Annotated in this window: 12 protein-coding genes; 9 read left to right on the forward strand and 3 right to left on the reverse strand. The window is 56.3% G+C overall.

Going from position 1 to position 14,039, the window contains the following annotated elements; genetic code table 11:
• From tssC to tssA, 3 genes are read right to left on the reverse strand one after another with little or no spacing between them, the layout of a single operon-like run.
• On the reverse strand, positions 1 to 1,476 hold the full coding sequence (tssC, locus tag ACIPQ1_RS04985; protein WP_446533684.1) for a type VI secretion system contractile sheath large subunit: 1,476 nt from the start codon (positions 1,474 to 1,476) through the stop codon (positions 1 to 3).
• A 26-nt stretch (positions 1,477 to 1,502) separates the two neighbouring features.
• Positions 1,503 to 2,006, reverse strand: coding sequence for a type VI secretion system contractile sheath small subunit (gene tssB / locus ACIPQ1_RS04990; RefSeq protein ID WP_446533685.1), 504 nt, complete (start codon positions 2,004 to 2,006; stop codon positions 1,503 to 1,505).
• Positions 2,007 to 2,041: 35 nt separating this feature from the next.
• Positions 2,042 to 3,598, reverse strand: coding sequence for a type VI secretion system protein TssA (tssA, locus tag ACIPQ1_RS04995; protein WP_446533686.1), 1,557 nt, complete (start codon positions 3,596 to 3,598; stop codon positions 2,042 to 2,044).
• A gap of 37 nt (positions 3,599 to 3,635) precedes the next feature.
• On the opposite strand from tssA, the gene ACIPQ1_RS05000 reads away from it, so the two are divergent.
• From ACIPQ1_RS05000 to ACIPQ1_RS05040, 9 genes are all read left to right on the forward strand, one after another.
• Entirely contained in the window at positions 3,636 to 3,833 is a 198-nt protein-coding gene (locus ACIPQ1_RS05000; protein ID WP_446533687.1) for a hypothetical protein, read from the forward strand.
• A 208-nt stretch (positions 3,834 to 4,041) separates the two neighbouring features.
• Entirely contained in the window at positions 4,042 to 6,105 is a 2,064-nt protein-coding gene (locus ACIPQ1_RS05005) for a type VI secretion system Vgr family protein (protein WP_446533688.1), read from the forward strand.
• On the forward strand, positions 6,102 to 6,956 hold the full coding sequence (locus ACIPQ1_RS05010) for a DUF4123 domain-containing protein (RefSeq protein ID WP_250962915.1): 855 nt from the start codon (positions 6,102 to 6,104) through the stop codon (positions 6,954 to 6,956). Before ACIPQ1_RS05005 ends, ACIPQ1_RS05010 begins: the two co-directional genes overlap by 4 nt.
• Positions 6,953 to 7,726 (forward strand): hypothetical protein, encoded by a 774-nt coding sequence (locus tag ACIPQ1_RS05015; RefSeq protein ID WP_250962914.1) that lies wholly within the window; start codon positions 6,953 to 6,955, stop codon positions 7,724 to 7,726. The genes ACIPQ1_RS05010 and ACIPQ1_RS05015 overlap by 4 nt, the downstream gene beginning before the upstream one ends.
• A gap of 11 nt (positions 7,727 to 7,737) precedes the next feature.
• Positions 7,738 to 9,915 carry a lipase family protein gene (locus ACIPQ1_RS05020; RefSeq protein ID WP_446533689.1) on the forward strand — a complete coding sequence of 726 codons (2,178 nt, stop codon included), beginning with the start codon at positions 7,738 to 7,740 and terminating at the stop codon, positions 9,913 to 9,915.
• 217 nt (positions 9,916 to 10,132) lie between these two features.
• Positions 10,133 to 11,245, forward strand: a complete 1,113-nt coding sequence (locus ACIPQ1_RS05025; RefSeq protein ID WP_446533690.1) for a type IV toxin-antitoxin system AbiEi family antitoxin — start codon at positions 10,133 to 10,135, stop codon at positions 11,243 to 11,245.
• Positions 11,230 to 12,126 (forward strand): hypothetical protein, encoded by an 897-nt coding sequence (locus ACIPQ1_RS05030; protein ID WP_446533691.1) that lies wholly within the window; start codon positions 11,230 to 11,232, stop codon positions 12,124 to 12,126. Before ACIPQ1_RS05025 ends, ACIPQ1_RS05030 begins: the two co-directional genes overlap by 16 nt.
• A 94-nt stretch (positions 12,127 to 12,220) precedes the next feature.
• Complete coding sequence (locus ACIPQ1_RS05035) at positions 12,221 to 12,799, forward strand: plasmid pRiA4b ORF-3 family protein (RefSeq protein ID WP_250962910.1); 579 nt, start codon at positions 12,221 to 12,223, stop codon at positions 12,797 to 12,799.
• A 599-nt stretch (positions 12,800 to 13,398) separates the two neighbouring features.
• Complete coding sequence (locus tag ACIPQ1_RS05040; RefSeq protein WP_446533692.1) at positions 13,399 to 13,758, forward strand: DUF6124 family protein; 360 nt, start codon at positions 13,399 to 13,401, stop codon at positions 13,756 to 13,758.
• The last annotated feature ends 281 nt before the right edge of the window (positions 13,759 to 14,039 follow it).

Here is a 14,039-nt window from a genome sequence, read left to right on the forward strand (position 1 = left end):
TTACGCCTTGTCCAGTTTGCCAACCAGTGACAGCGTGAAATCGGCGCCCATGTACTTAAAGTGCGGCCTTACATTGAGGCCGACGCGGTACCAGCCCGGGTCACCTTCCACGTCACAGACCACAATCTTCGCGGCACGCAGCGGACGACGGCCACGGACTTCGGCACTTGGGTTCTCCTGGTCGGCCACGTACTGGCGGATCCAGTTGTTGAGTTCACGCTCCAGGTCCGTGCGTTCTTTCCAGGACCCCAGTTGCTCGCGCTGCAGAACTTTCAAGTAATGAGCCAGGCGATTGACGATCATCATGTAAGGCAACTGGGTGCCGAGCTTGTAGTTCAGCTCTGCATGCTTGTCCTCGGCGCTGTTACCGAAGAACTTTGATTTCTGCACGGAGCTGGCGGAGAAGAACGCGGCATTGTCACTACCTTTGCGCATGGTCAGGGAGATGAAGCCCTCCTCGGCCAATTCGTATTCGCGACGATCGGACACCAGTACTTCAGTCGGGATCTTGGTTTCGATTTCGCCCATGCTTTCGAAGTGATGCAACGGCAGGTCTTCGACTGCGCCACCGCTTTGTGGGCCGACGATATTCGGGCACCAGCGGAATTTGGCGAAGCTGTCGGTCAGCCTCGTGCCGAACGCGTACGCCGTGTTGCCCCACAGGTAGTGCTCGTGGCTGTTGGCAACGGTTTCCTTGTAGACGAACGACTTGACCGGGTTCTCTTGCGGATCGTATGGGTTGCGCAACAGGAAGCGCGGGACGGTCAGGCCGAAATAGCGAGCGTCTTCCGATTGACGAAAGCTCTGCCACTTGGCGAATTGCGGGCCTTCGAAATGATCTTTCAGGTCCTTGAGGTCCGGCAGTCCCGTGAAACTCTCCAGGCCAAAGAATTTCGGACCGGCCGCAGCAATGAATGGCGCATGGGACATGCAGGCGACACTGGACACGTACTGCATCAATTTCACATCCGGCGAGCTTGGGGACATGTAGTAGTTGGCGATGACCGCGCCCACCGGTTGCCCACCGAACTGGCCGTACTCTGCGGTGTAGATGTGCTTGTACAGGCCCGACTGCATGACCTCCGGTGAGTCCTCGAAGTCGTCCAGCAAATCGTCCTTGGACACATTGAGTATTTCTATCTTGATGTTTTCGCGGAAGTCGGTGCGGTCCACCAGCAACTGCAAACCGCGCCACGCCGATTCCAACGCCTGGAATTGCGGGTGGTGGAGGATTTCGTCCACCTGGCGACTGAGCTTGGCGTCGATCTCGGCGATCATGCGGTCAACCATGGCCTTCTTGACCGGCTCGCCGCTGTTTTGCGGCTTGAGCAGCTCTTCGATGAATGCAGACACACCGCGCCTGGCAATGTCGTAGGCTTCATCGTCCGGAGTCAGACGGGTCTGGGCGATGATGCTTTCAAGAATGCTGTAGTCCGCGTTGTCCTGGCTCTGCTGCTGTACTGCATGGGTACTCATGTTTCGGCTTCCTTGGCTGAAAGAAATCAAGCGCTCTTCGCTGTGGTGTCCAGGCCCAGCTCATCCAATACGCGGCGGCGGGAGTCGTCATTGGCGAGTACGCCTTCGATGGCTTTACGAAACGCCGGCGCGTTGCCCAACGGCCCTTTGAGTGCCACCAGCGCCTCGCGCAGCGCCATCAGCTTGCTGAGTTCCGGTACTTGCTCGACCAGGCTCGCCGGATTGAAGTCTTTCATCGAGTTCAAGCGCAGCTGTACAGGCAGCTCCTCAGCGCCGCTCTCTGACTGGAGACGATTCGGTACGCTCAGGGTCAGGTTCAGCTCTTGCTTGGCCAACACTTCGTCGAAGGTCATTTTGTCGATGCCGATCGGCTTGCGATCCTCGACCTTGCGTTCATCCAAACGGTGGGTGTAATCACCGATCGCCAACAGTTTCAACGGCAGTTCAATGTCTTCCTGGGCACCGCCGGTGGCAGGCTTGAAGGTAACGTTGATACGTTCCTTAGGGGCGACCGAGCCTTCTTTGGCCATGATTTTCTCCTTCTTTCAATTTGGGACCCGGAGGCCTATTCAATGACCCGTTCCAGATCGAGGTGACATAACCTGCGATGGGTCTCTTCCTTGCATTCACGTACAGAGTGGTTTTGTGGCAACAGCTCGCAGCAGCTATGCAACAGGTGCAGCACCTGCAGCTCCAAGAGCGGCTCCCAGGCATTCAGGCCTGCGTTTCGTAGCGTCTGATCGAGGGCCTCCAACTGGACCTTGGCGAGTTCGTATTTCCTGGCCGAAAAGCACACACGAGCCAACGCGAAGTGCCAAAGGAATCGCTCGCGCGCCCCATTGGCGCTTTGCATGCCTTGCCTGAGCAACTTAACGGCGGGTTTGAGACCGTCGTTGCGCAGGATCGCCTCGGCCTCCTTCAGCGCCCCTTCCCAAGGCGCAAGGTTGTCGGCGACATCGGCCGTGGGTGCCGCGCCGGGACTCTGCAGGTGAGGCTTGACTTGGGCAGCGATCCAACTCCGGGTGGCCGAATCGGCGAACGGCGTACCGTCATGCCAGCGCAATTCGATAATGCCCGGCAGGCGCTGGATGAATAACGCAAAATGGACTTCCACTTCCCGCATGGCCAACTCGGCGTTCAACCCTTGCAGGCATTCCCAGGCAAGCCTCTGGCCATCGAACCAGAACGGTGCCGTCGCCAGGCTCGCCTCGATCTCCACAAGCAGGTCTGCGTAATCACCCTGCTGGAATCGATCTTGATAAATCTTGAGTTTGTCCGCCGGCAGGCCGCGCAGCTGGGTGACCTGCTCGGCATTGCGCTCGGGCAATACATCGATGGCCAGCCAGAGCATGGTGCGATTCAGGCGCAGGGCACGAGCGTCAGTCGCTTTTTGTTTGAGCCACCAGGCGCATAACGGACGCGCACCTTCCTGCTGGGCGCGCAGGGCCTTGTGGGCTTCTTTTTCGTTTTCGATCGGAGAGCCGGGCGTGAGCAGTTGGGTGGCAACCTGTTTTACCTGAGCCACAACCGTTCCAATGGCACCAGGCTGCGGCCGGTTTTCGGTGGCTCGCTGGATCATACTGTCGAGGCGCCGACACAGCGGCAGCAGCAGAGGTGCGTCGTCACCCAATTGGGCGGTGCAAGCGGCATCGAGGCCTTCCAGTTGTTCCGCCAGATGGCGGAACATCGGCAACTGCTCCTTGATCGCAATGTCATCGCCGAACGCTTGCTCCAGGCGAGGCAACAGCCAATTGAAGCTGGCGGCACGGGTTCGATTCTTGAGCGGGTGGATATCCAGCCAATGGTGCTTGCATAAGTGCTGCAAAAGACCGAGACCCGCCAGCAGCCCTTGGAACGACTCTCGCTGATACAGCGCCCAAACCAGCCAAGCCACCACACGTAGATCCTTCGACTGGGTCCGCAACAGCGCTTCGCTTCCCTCAAGGACCTTCATCCAGTCGACCTGACCACTTTCGTGCATCGACTGGGCTTTGCCCACCTCGCTTTCCAAGGCTTCGTATTCATTTGAAAAACGCACGTCCGAACCCGCAAAACTGTCCTTGGAAACGGGAGTCTTGGCGAGCAACAAATAATGGACGGACAGTTTTTCGGAATATGACATTTACCCCCCTGAAAGTTCTGCTAGTGGCATGGGTTGTTTGGACAGCATGGTTATTCAAGGCAAATATTCAGCTTCGTTTGTAGGAGATTTCGCCAAATACAATCCAGCCGCCTCGCCCCAAACACTCACCGCTCTCTTACCTGCCGAACGCCGCGAAGAATGCCAAGGTTTTCAGAATAAAAAAGTAGGAGCTTTCCTTTTTTTAAAGAAACAAAACCAAATGGACTCCAAGTGAAATTTCCCACGTCGAGCCAGTATTGGAGATGATGAATTTACCTTTCAAAAAATGACAAAACGCTTCAAATTATTTCTGTCGCAATCTCGTTGATCAATGAAAGAAAATTCCTACATCCCTTTCCTTTTTTACCGGGGTCTACGCGATCATCCGCCAAGTCTGCTTCAATGGAATCAGGAGCTAAAGCCACAACCCAAGGACGTTCGCCATGTTACCCACCTTTGATCTGTCCAACTTCCGCCTTACGATCCGTGACCTCACGCACGACTTCCAAGTCCTGGCCTTCGAAGGTTCAGAAGCCATCAGCACCCCCTATTCATTCGACATTGAACTTGTCAGCGAACAATGGGATATAAACCTGGAACATTTATTAAACAAACAGGCCTTTCTAGCATTTGATAAACAGGGAGGCGGTGTCCACGGGGTGATTTATCGTGCTGCGCAAGGCGATTCAGGCAAAAGGCTGACTTATTACGCAATAACATTAATGCCACGCCTGATTTACTTGGAGAACCGCACCAACCAGCGCATCTTCCAACACGCCAGTGTTCCGCAGATCATTACATCGATCCTCAAAGAGCACGGCATTCTCACCGATGCCCATCGTTTCCAGTTAAGTACGAGTTATCTACCTCGTGACTACTGTGTGCAGTATCACGAATCCGACTTGCACTTCATTGAGCGCCTGTGTCACGAAGAGGGCCTGCATTATCACTTCCAGCACAGTGAGTCGGGCCATCACCTGGTATTTGGTGATAACCAGACCGTATTTCCCCGGCTTGAGCACCGCACTGTTTATAAACACGGCAGCGGCATGGTTGACGACGAGCCGGTCATCCACCGATTTGGCCTGCGACTGGAGACCCGGACCAGCCGCGTCACCCGCCGTGATTACGATTTCGAGAAGGCGACATTCCTGTTGGAGAGCAGCTGTCAGCCCGGCGTCGAAAACGTTCAGCCAGACCTGGAAGCCTATGATTATCCGGGCGACTTTAACCAGGAAAAACGCGGCAAATTATTGAGCCAGAGAGCCCTGGAACGCCATCGCGCCGACTACCGCCAGGCCGAAGGAAAGAGTGATCAGCCAGCATTGAGGACGGGGCACTTCCTGACATTGAGTGAGCACCCTCGCCAGGAATGGAATGATCTATGGCTCCTGACCGAAGTGCATCACAAAGGCAAACAGCCGCAAGTGCTGGGGGAAATCACCCCCAGTAACGCTGGCGAGGCTGAAGACCGCTTCAATCAGGGCTATCGCAATCGCTTCGTTGCCACGCCTTGGGACGCGATCTTCCGTTCGCAGCGGGTCTATAAGAAGCCACGTATATCCGGCAGTCAGACCGCAATCGTCACCGGCCCCCTGGGCGAAGATATCCACTGCGACCGGTATGGTCGGGTCAAGGTCAGGTTCTTTTGGGATCGTGCGGGACAAGTCGATGACGGCAGCAGTTGTTGGTTGCGAGTCGCCTCCAACTGGGCGGGTAACAGCTATGGGGGCGCCACGATCCCGCGGGTGGGCATGGAGGTATTGGTGGCCTTCATGGAGGGCGATCCCGACAAGCCGTTGATCATCGGATGCCTGACCAACAGCGCCAATGCCTCGCCCTACCCGTTGCCTGCGCACAAGACCCGTACCGTGTTTCGCTCTCGCAGCTCACCGGACGGCAAGGGCTTCAATGAGCTGCATCTGGAAGATCGCGCAGGTCAGGAACTGATCTATTTGCGAGCTCAGCGTGACATGGAACAGAAAATCGAAAACGACAGCCGATTGGAGATTGGCAACGAGCGACGAGAAACCATCAAGGGCAATAGCATCACTGTCCTGCACGCCGAAGAGCATCGGACCACGGCCGCCGACCGCACGGTCCAGGTCGAAGGCAATGACTACCTGCGCGTCGCCAACCGCCACACCCGTGTCGATCAGACACTGGCCGTCGAGGCCGGACAACAGATACATATCAAGGCAGGCGCTCATGTGGTCCTTGAAGCAGGCGCAACCCTCAGTTTGAAAGCCGGGGGCCAGCACATCGTGATCGACCACAGTGGTATCTACAGCAGCAGTGAAATCCAACTCGGCGGCGCCCCCATGGCCGGCGCCACTGCCTCATCATTCAGACCCGGTTTGACCGATCCCTTGGCGGCTCCAGCCCCAGTATTCGCTCCCACTCAACGCGCGCTGATAACAGCCAGCAAAGCAGCGGGATTGGACTTTTGTCCGATCTGCGAGGCCTGCCGCGAGGGTCTCTGCGCAATGGAAGTCGCCGCCGCATGACTCGCTCACTCCCCCATCAATGGTTGATCGAACAGCAACGCCTCGGCCACGCCCTGTGCCTCGTCCTGGACTCAGAACATGAGCACCCCACGCGCCAGACATTGCTCAAGAACAGTCGTCCCGACCAATACTTGAGCGTGTACGGCCAAACGCTGGTTGCTGACCTCGCTGACGCCGGCCCCTTTGTCTTCAACTTCGATCGGCCCGGCGACGAACACATCAATGAATTGCTCGACCGACCGGACAGCCACTGGGGATGGTTTGCCAGCCTTCCCAAAGGGCGGCTGCCTACACTGGTGGAGCACTGGCGGGAACGGCTGATCATCGGAGAGCGCCCCCATCAGGCGTTGTACCGCTTCCATGACAACCGTGTACTGTCCCGGGCGCTCAAGCACCTGTCCGTTGAAGACTATCCGGCCTACCTCGGACCAGCGATCAGTGTCTGCTATTGGCAGGGCCATCATTGGTCAAGCACGCATAACCCGGCGCCAGGAACCTATCCGGTGCCTGATTCGCCTCTTTGGCTGCAGGTGCCCGTTACCCCGCAACAAGCGATGCAGGTTCGGCTCCTCAATGCCCGTCGCTTCCTGTTGGCCGAGCATGTCCAGGCCTTCGCAACACTGGCCGAGCAACAAAAGCCGGAGGCGTGGTTGCGTGCCACGCTCGACCAGGCCGAGGCCTGGCAGTGGCGGGCGCCCGAGCAGTTGGAGTTTTTACTGACCCAGCGCCTGCAAGCACCCGCCCAGGCGCCGGCGCCGTATTGGCAAGTACGATCAGCTGAAAGCCCCGACGAGCATTTTGAACGGGTACTCCTGATGACGGCGTCCTGGCAAGGAGATACGTCGCGATGAAACATACCCTGCGAATGGCGGGTTTGAGCGGCTGCCTGGCGCTCACGACAGGTTGTGCCGACAGACAACTGAACACCTTTATTTTTACGGCGGATTTGCCGCCTGGCTTTGCCTACCAAGCAGCGGTGTACTACGTGCCCGCCCCAAGCGAAACCTGCGCCGTCGAGACCCGGTATAACAAAGCGCCGGTATTCAACAGGGAGTGGCGGAAGGCATACAAACCCGATTCCGAAATCGTTATTCGCCGAACCCGTATGGGTTGCCCGCTGGTGATCAGCCGCATTGAGCTAGAAATCAACTCCGCCTATGGCAAGGACTGGAGCGATATCAGTCAAGATTCAGCCAACGTCGTGATTCGCGATGACCTGGAAGCGCAATACAAAGGCACGTTCAGCGAAGCGGGTGAAAGCACTTTTTACGGCCAATGCCAATGGTTGTTCCGCACCTCAGGCAAGCCCCGCATTCTCAGAAAAATTCTTGACTGCAAAAAAACCAACCTACAAGGCGAGCTTGGGCGTGGACGTCCTTTCTCGGCGTACACCCTTGATCAACTGCCGGGTAAAACCGTGAGGATGAAGATCAAGTTGGCCCGCGAAGAGAAGCCCTACATGGGTGATACCTGGGTGAAGGTGCCCAACGGCTGGAAACGCTGCATGGGCGAGAACTTCGAAGATCCATACGCATTTTGTTTCGGTAATTACAAAGACTTCAGCGGCTTTCAGATGCCCGATGGGCGCAAATGCACTATTTACCCCGGTTGTACGGAATAAGGAGATCGCGTATGACGTCGTTTCAAAAGGAATTGGAGTCGAGGCTAAGCAGGCGCAATTTGGCCTGTCCTGTCGGGGGTAGATGGACCAGTTTTCAGCTCGTCGATGAGTTGGGCTCTGGCGAGCCCTATGCGGGACTGGCCTATATGGCGACCGATTCGGAAGGACAACAATACTCAGGCAACCTGGATGCCATGGGCATCGGCAAGGTCATCAACCACTACGCAGGGCCGCTTGCCCTTGCCTTTGAACAACCGTATCAAGGGCAGGAGAAGTTTTATATCGAGCTTCAACGTAGAACTCACTACCCCCTCCAAATCACCGAACTACAAGTCCGCGCCGAGCAAACCCGCTACCTGAACCCAAACGCCACACGCACCCGGGAAAATCCCGCACAAGCCTGTGCAGACGATTACTTCCAAGTGGAAGTACGGCACCTGGTCAAGCATGTCGCGCATTTGCCCCCCGAGGTGTACCGCCATTACCCAGCCCCTTCGGGGCCGGCACGCCTGATGGGTGAACATGGCAGGCTCGGCGTAGCGCTGATGCCGCAAAAACACACTGTGCTGGAAGTTCGCCCGTTGCGCGCCTTACGCCCCATGCTGTCCACCGCCCCTGAATTCTGCGCGCTCAACTTGTATCAATTGGCGCTCATGTCGACCTTGACCTACTGCCCCTTCGGGCAAACACCTGGCAAGGCTCCGATAACAACGCCGCTGAGCTTCACCAAGAAACCAAGCGTGGGCAATTGGTTCGCGGATGCGTTGGCCAAGTTCGAAGAACTCGGGGAGTTCTATCCGGAGCAGACAAAACCCTATTACCCACTTTATGAAGACGTGCCCTACTCCAAACGCCTGGAGATCGTGCCGTTCGACCCGGCCCTCTACGCGGCCAACGATCCGGAATTGGGTGTACATCAGGAACATCCCGCCAAAGTCCATTTTCTCGATGACACCGACAAGCAAGAAAGCACCGACACCCAGGCCTACATCACCCACAACGACGAACTGATCCTGATAGCAGTACGTGGCACCCAGCAAACCGCCGATTCCCTGCGCGACGCCGATGCGCTCCAAGTGCCGTTTGAAGAAGGTGTCGGCCAGGTGCATCGAGGGTTCTATGGCGCCGCCAAAAAAACTGCGGCCTTCGTGACGAGCTATCTGGACAGGTTCTACGCCGGGCAAAAACTGCTGATATGCGGCCACAGCCTGGGCGGTGCGGTAGCGTTACTCCTTTCAGAAATGCTGCGGCGCAGACCAGAAGGCTACACCCTCCAGCTTTACACCTACGGCGCCCCTCGCGCAGCCGACGCTACCTTTACAAAAAACGCCGAAGCCCTGGTGCATTATCGAATGGTCAACCACAACGACCCGATACCCAGCGTGCCCGGTAGTTGGATGAATACCAAGAGCGGTGTTTATGGCACGGGGTTGGCCCTTGCATTCGCCAACGTACCGGTCGGCCTTTCCGTGTTCGTGGCGGGCATCACTAACCTGACGGGCGAGCCCTACGAACACCACGGCATCTTGCGGCACTTCCTGCCGGTGGAGTTCGATCGCAAGGAGCGCTCTTCAATCCTGTGGATGCCCCATTGCGACACCATCACCCAACACGCCGCCTGCGAAGTGGCCCTTGAGCATAAACATGGCTTGCCAAACCGTCCGGCATTGCTGGCCCAACTCATCCAGACCGGTGATCACTTCATGGTACCCAGCTACATCCCCGCTTGTTGGGCGACTCTGCGACGCTGGCAGGAAGCGCAGATCAGCGGAAGCACGCTGGCGACAAAACGCGAATATGAATGGATCGACAATGCGCTGGCACGGATTACCCAACAGTTGCGTGATGAAGAGCGTCGCATGGCGGGACGGGGCGCACCCAATGGGCGTAGCGAAAGCGCCATCAACATTGCGCTCATCCGAGAAGTCGACAAGATGCACAACACGCGCGCGCGCCTAGCCACGCTGTGCACCACGTCGGTCAGCGAAAAAAATGTCTATGGGAGTTTGTCGGAACAACCTGAGCAATTGGCACAAAACCTGGCTCGCTGGCAGGCGCATCCGGAGAACAGAGTGGCCGAGCCACTGGCAATGGCGCCGGCTCTGGATGACGCCGGTGAGCTGATCCGTGGCGCTCATGGGTACGCGATTGGTGAATCGTATACGTTGGATCTCGATTCCGTTAGTTGACCGGCGCAGGTCCATCCAATGGTCTGAGCTGGGACGCCAATAGTCTTATTGGCTGCAAGCCCATTCTAGTTCGCCAGAGCCTTACTAGCTTAAAAAATGATCTATCTTTAGCCTAAATCATATATTTAGCTGTCGAGCTAAAAATCCGCTTTAAGCTAAGATATAGCTCTAAGGGGAAATTTTGCTGGGCAGCTAAAGACCGGAAAGGAGCTAAGAGATGGAAAGACATCATGATTGGGACTCCAAGCTTGAGAGTCAGGTCTTGGACAGCTTAGGGCACAGTCTCACTGACGCTTTTGGTCACGAGGCGCGCGTTAAAGTGCACTCAGGGCATGGTCTAGCCGCAGATCCCGATGGTGTGATCGAACTGAGCACCTCAGCTAAAGATTTAAAGATACTCGTCGAGGTCATTGGCAGTGCTTACCCTCGGGACATCCGAGATGCAGTCTGGCGCCTGGACAGTTTTGAACGAAATCGACTCCACGATGTTGACAGTGTCCGGATGATTGCAGCGGAGTCGCTGAGCCCTGGCGCAAAAAAAGAACTGAAAGAGAGAGACATCGCATTTTTTGAGCTAGGTGGAAGCCTCTACCTCAAGCATGACTCTTGGCTAATTGATATACAGCGGCCATCAAAACCCAGCGCTTCAAGGCGAGCGTTACAGCTTTTTACAGGCGCTCGCGAAAATGTCATTCATTCGCTGCTAGCGCACAGTCATGAATGGCTGACGGGCACTGAGCTATCAAATTTAGCAGAGACCTCTCAGTACACGTGCTCCCTGGTGCTTCAAGAGCTGACTCAGCGCGAATGGTGCGAGTCCGTAGGTGGAGGTCCAACCCGACGCAGACGATTGGTCAACCCAGGAGCGTTACTCGACGCGTGGGCCGAGCAATGGCAGGCACGGGCACGTGAGAATTCATCCACTTGGCATACGTTTGTGGAAAGCCCAAAGCACCTGCTTGCACGGGTTGCAGAAACTGTTGCCGAAAAGCAGATCGATTTTCCATGGGCATTCACAGGGACCGCTGCTGGCAACGTATTCGCACCATTGCTAACAAGCACAGACGCTGTGGACCTGATTGTCCCTAAAGGGTATGCGGGGAACATAGCGGATATGCTCAGGCTAAAGCCCGCAAAAAAAGGGTCGAACGTAACCATCACGGAGCGTGATGGCGCTAGCTTGCTGTTTAGGCAGCGCCATCCCGAATACCCTGCATATTTTGTAAGCCCATACATTCTTTATCTTGATCTACTTGACGGTCGAGGGCGAAACAAAGAGCTGGCTGAACACATCAGGAAAATCTTGGAGGTTGAATGGTCAAGGAACTGAAACCCCGCACGGCCGCGGGGTACGACGCTGATGTAACGAACGCTTGTGAGAGGACCCTACTCACGCTACTCAGTGCATTTGGTAATTTGAAGGACACATTGCGTTTAATCGGCGGCCTAGTGCCTCGCTACCTGACTCCAGAGGCACCACCAGACGTGCCAATGCATGCGGGTACGTCTGATGTAGACATTGTGCTGAACCTAGAAGTCCTGGCGACCGGCGACGAATATGCCAGCCTTGCCGATCAGTTGAAGGCGCGTGGGTTTTCACGTTGGGTCGAGGATGGAAAGCCAACGTCTTGGAGATGGCGCAGACCAGTTGATGAGCATATTGAGGTCGTTGTCGAGCTACTGCGTGATGCCGGTGACGAGCAACCTGGAAAGGCCGTAAGCGTCAGCGGCGAGCAGGTCTCAGCACTGACCATTAAACACGCCAAAATCGTGCACGACTGGTATCAAGAAAAAGAGGTCGGTGCTCAACTGCTCGACGGTGGAGGAATGTCGGTCGACATCATACGTTTTGCAGACGTGCCTGCATTCGTGATTCTGAAAGCTATTGCGCTCGATCAGCGGCAAGAGAACAAGGATGCAGCGGATCTCAACCATGTAGTTCGGTACTCAGGCTCACTTGAAAATGTTGCCGGGCTCTTTGTTGAGCGAATTCGCTCGGGACAGCATGGAGAGGCCGTGAGCGATGGGTTGGCTGCATTGGCCCAGCGCTTTGGCGACGATAAATTCAGCGATGGTTTTGAAAAGGTCGGAGCAGTCGCATACGCACGGTTTCATGGCAGCGACGATGAAGACGATCTGATCAGCGCACAACGTTATGCGGCAGGCTTGATTCAAGGCTTGCTCGCAGAAATCGAAGCTCAAATGGCCTGACTTCAGGTTGTTCAATCACCTTGAAGCTGCACTCTGGCATGACCGCTGGAGTGTAACTCTCAAACTCAAAAAACACAGCGAGGCTGCCTGACCCATGACTAAAACTGTTCGCCTGCCAAAGCCCGAGCGTGACTTATTGCTGCTGCACATCGAGCTGAAGTGGATGACTCCCACGATTTGGCGTCGGTTCGCAGTGCCTGAAAACATTACCTTGGGCAGGTTGCATCACGTGATCCAGATCGTGATGGGCTGGAGCGACTACCATTTGCATGAATTTGAAATTGCCGGTGCGAATTACGGCATGCCCGACCCTGATGGCTGGGGGCCGCCGGTGAATCCGGAAGCTCGTAAAACACTGATCAAGGCACTAAACGGAAAACGGACATTCAATTATCTTTATGACTTTGGTGATGATTGGCATCACCGTATCAAGGTCGAAAAAACATTACCCGCTACTGCTTGTCCTCAAGTGCCTTATTGCATCGAAGGTGCCAATGCCTGCCCACCGGAAGACGTGGGTGGAGGGCCTGGTTACGAAATGTTTTTAGAGGCCATGGCCGACCCCGGACATCCCGAGCACGGCGCTACGGTGGAGTGGTATGGGGAAATCTTCGACCCGACGATCTTTGATTGCGGGCAAGTGAATCAATGGCTTAAAGGTATCAAGGTCTGAGTTGCAAGCGGGTGTAGTTCGAACGCGTCCCCTTCGAATTGGGTATGTAACGTGCTGGCGCCATCGCGAGCAAGCTCGCTCCCACAGGGGATTGGTGGTGGGCACCGATTTTGTGGCGAGGGGATTCAGTGAAACGCCGCACCGCCCCGCTGGGCTGCGCAGCGACCCCAAAAAAGGCGGGCACATTCCTACAGAAAAACCGCTGCGCCACCGAGCAAGGGCAAGCTCCATCGCCCCGATTCCTGGGCATTACCAAGGCTTGTTTATTCTCCCGCCGCAACGCTTCCACCCAGCTACGAATCCTTGCGCCATTGCCTACAACTACGCCAGAATCCGCCCGCTTGTGCGCCTTGCTCATGGGTTCTATCGTTTCCCTGCCACTGTCCATCAGTGGTCGGGTTTAGTAGCCCGAGGTTGTGTCAGTAGGATGCATGAGCTCTCCATCCAAGCAGGTTTCTAACCTGTCCTTGATGGTGGCTGTGCGCAGGGCGCTTCGGCGCGCCGGCAATGCTGATCTCCCCGGTCTACTAACCTGCGTACAGCCGCCACCCTTCTTTTAGTAGGGAAGAGGTTGCGGCTTAACCATGGAGTATCAGCACATGTTCAAGCCAACACCGAATCCCCCCGAAGCAGAGCGCACCTCTGCGTCCGCTCAATCCAAGACGAAGAAACAAGATGACGCAGAAAAGCGCGCCTTGGATTACTACCTGCGACCGAAGCCGGAAAAGTCCGAAGATGCACCCAAACCGGACCAGCTCTTCACCGTGTCAAAAAAAGCGGACAACGAATGCCTGCTCGCCAACCTCAGCGAAAACCTGGCATCCGCCGACGCGATGATCAGCAACCTCGCCTTCGACCTGGAAGGCCCCCGCCGCCACATCGCCCTTGGCATTCAGCAACTGATCGAGATGAGTTCATTGCTGGCCAACCGTGCGCTGGATAACGTCGACCCGCGCTAACGGCAACACCACCAACCCCGTGGCGAGGGAGCTTGCTCCCGCTGGGTGGCGAAGCCGCCCCAAAACAGGCTGACGCATTTCTTCGCAAATACCACGTCGGCCGGTTTACGACGGCTGCGCCGCCGAGCGGGAGCAAGCTCCCTCGCCACGGGGATCGAGTGTATTTTGAGATCGGTGTGTAACGTGCCGCCGCCTTCGCGAGCAAGCTCGCTCCCACAGGGGACCTTGTGCCCCAACCCCGCGCACACCCGCGCTAACAAGGGGCGATTTACGGTCAAACT

This window comes from Pseudomonas sp. LARHCG127, from assembly GCF_052871455.1.